This is a genomic window from Bradyrhizobium sp. UFLA05-125, from assembly GCF_059803515.1.
The window spans coordinates 1-2,896 of sequence record NZ_JBANBJ010000158.1 but is presented as its reverse complement, the minus strand read 5'-3'; the positions used below and the strand labels follow the sequence as shown (position 1 = coordinate 2,896).

The following is a 2,896-nucleotide window of genomic DNA, read 5'->3' as shown; positions in this document are numbered from 1 at the left end:
CCATGACGGTCTGGCTGCGGATAGTGTCAATCTCAACGGCACGCTACGTGCCGTGCTGCAGCCGGGGCTGTATCAGCGGACGACCACCTATACGACTGTGCTCGTGAGCCAAACGGCCATCGTTGGCCAGTTCTCGAATGCGACCTCGTCGTCGGCATTCTTCGACGCTGCGGCGACGTACAACGCCAACACCGTCGACCTGACGCTGACCCGCCTGGGCTTCGGCGCCGTCGCCGGCGAGACCGCCAACCAGCGCGCCGTCGGCAACGCGCTCGAAGCCGGCTATTCGACCGCACTGACGGGCGGCGCCGCGACGTTCTATAGCCGGCTGCTGCAGGCAGTCTCGGTCCGCGTGCTCGACCAACTGTCGGGCGAGGGCACCAGCGGGACCCAGAATACCGCGTTTGCGGCGGCAGCGCTGTTCGGCCAGACCATGGACGGCCAGATGGCGGCCTGGCGCGCCGGCAATCGGGGCGATGCGGCGACAGCCACGCCGCTCGGTTACGCCGAGCAACGGCCGAATGGGCCGATGTCGGCCTTCAACGCGGTGAAGGCGCCAGTGATGGCGCAGCCGGAATGGCATGCCTGGGGTGCGGGATTTGGTGCGGGACAATCCTTGTCGGGTGATGCGACGACTGGCAGTGCCGGCTTCAGCGATCGGGTCGCGGGCGGTGCGATCGGCGTCGATCGTCTGTTCAACCCGGACCTCCTCGTCGGTGTCGCCGCCGGCGGTTCGAGCGCGACGTTCTCAGCCAGTGACCGCGCCACGTCGGGCCGTCTCGACGGCGCGCATGTCGGTGGCTATGCGATGCAGAAATTCGGCGCAAGCTATGTGTCGGGGCAAATCGCCTACAGTCATTTCGACAACACGACGACGCGCACGATCAGCGGTGTCGGTCCGGACGAGACCGCCAAGGGCGCGTTCGGCAGCAATCAGTTGGGCGCCCGGTTCGAGATCGGCCGCTCCTACGCCCTCAATTCGTTTACGGTGACGCCGTTCGCGGCGGTGCAGGCCGCGCGGTTGTGGCAGGCGGCCTATACCGAAACCAGCACCGCAGGCGGCGCGCCCGGCGTGCTCGCCTTGAGCTATGTTTCGCGCGACATCTCGTCCCTGCCGACGTTCCTCGGCGCCAAATTCGACAGCCGGTTCTATTTCGGCAACGGCATGGTGTGGACACCGTTTGCGCAGGCCGCCTGGGTGCACGAGTTCGAGCCGACGCGCGCGGTCACGGCGTCGCTGACCACCTTCGCCCTGCCGGCCTTCACGGTCGAAGGTGCGCGCGCGGCTGCCGACGCCGGGCGCCTGGAGCTCGGATCGCGCCTTACGCTGAACCGCACGTGGGAATTGTCCGGGCAGTTCACCGGCGAATTCTCCGGTGCCGGCCAGAGCTACGCCGGCATGGGGGCGCTGCGCGCGAGCTGGTAGCGAGAGACGGCGGCGGGGGCGCTTGTCGAACTTGCATCGCCACGGCGAAGACCAACGAGCTCATCTCGTGGGGTCGCCGCGGCCGATCATTATTTGCGGACGGCTTGAACCATTCTCGGCTGGAGCCCACCAAATCCATGCCGTAAAGGAAATGATGCGGCTGCGCCGTGGCAGCCGTGCTTATGTTCGGAGCTTGCGCGCATGCCGATGATTCGGTTTAACGCCGAAGATTATCCTGACGCCGAGCGCTTCGACCGCTGGCGCGAGGAATTCGTGCGCCCGATGGCCGACGTCGTCCGCCTCGACAAACCTGAAGCGACCGACGCCATATTGCCATTCGACAACATTTCCCTGTTGCGATGTGCCGGAACGCCAAAAAGCTTTTTTCGGAGCCGCAAACATGTCGCCGACGGCTCCGATTGCTTCAGCTTCACTGTCAACCGCCGGGGTGCACTTGATATATCCCAACGCGGCTTATCTTCCACTGCCACGGCCCCGCGAATCATGATGGTGGATTTCGGCCGGCCGCTTGAACGAATGGCCTATTTCGGCGACACGCACGTCGAATCCTACAACTACCTGATACCCCGAAGCACGCTGTTATCGGCCGCGCCGAATGCTGAGCTGAATATTGGCAAGCAGCTGAATTGGCAGCATCCTGCGTTCAAATACCTGCTCTGGTACACCGAGAAGCTTGCCAGCGATCAGGATATCATCGGCGATGTCGCGTCGATAAAATCAATCGGCGACCACCTGATCGACCTGATCGCCTTGATCTGCGGTCCCTCCAGGGAGGCGGCCGAAGTCGCGGATGCGCGCGGATTGCGCGCCGGTCGGCTCATGGAAATTCTTCAATATGTCGAATCCAACATCGCCAATCCGACTCTAAGTGCCCAAATGGTGGCCGAGCATCACGGGATCAGCACCCGTTATGTTTCCAAGCTATTGGAAGAAAGAAGCGAGACACCGGGACAGCTCATTCTGCGCCTTCGACTCGAAAAGGCGAAGCGGATGCTGGAGGATCGATCGTTGCGGCACAGGCGGATCAGCGACATCGCTTATGCGTGTGGCTTCAACGACATCTCTTATTTCAATCAAGCCTTCAAACGAAAATTCTCAAAGTCTCCTCGGGATTGCAGAGAATGATCGTAACAACTGCGCCCTTCACAAGGGCCGGAAACCTGACTCTTCAAATAGTGAGTGCCTGGCTCAATTATGAATTCTAAAGCATGATCCGGAAAAGTGCGAAGCGGTTTTCCGAAAAGATCATGCGCGAACAATGACCTAAAGCGCGAGGAAGATTCATCCAAATCTCATCGCGCTTTAGGCATGCGCAGGTGAATCGCGCGAAGCTTGGTCGAAGCTCATCGCTCTGTAGCGCGCGCTTACAACCTGCGTAGTACCGCAGCACATGGAATCCGGATCATGCCGAACACAATCAGCCGAGATGGCGACAGGCTCCGCATCGAC

The 2,896-nt window shown here is 61.7% G+C and carries 2 protein-coding genes; both read left to right on the top strand.

The window, feature by feature from the left end:
• Positions 1–1,426 (top strand): autotransporter outer membrane beta-barrel domain-containing protein (locus SO156_RS45620; protein ID WP_498539437.1); only part of this gene is annotated, 1,426 nt, incomplete at its 5' end.
• Between the two features lie 201 nt (positions 1,427–1,627).
• On the top strand, positions 1,628–2,572 hold the full coding sequence (locus tag SO156_RS45615) for an AraC family transcriptional regulator (protein ID WP_498539436.1): 945 nt from the start codon (positions 1,628–1,630) through the stop codon (positions 2,570–2,572).
• The last annotated feature ends 324 nt before the right edge of the window (positions 2,573–2,896 follow it).

Excerpts from the sequence above, each read along its gene's own strand:
- SO156_RS45615 (WP_498539436.1), top strand. The coding sequence starts at position 1,628 with ATGCCGATGATTCGGTTTAACGCCGAAGATTATCCTGACGCCGAGCGC.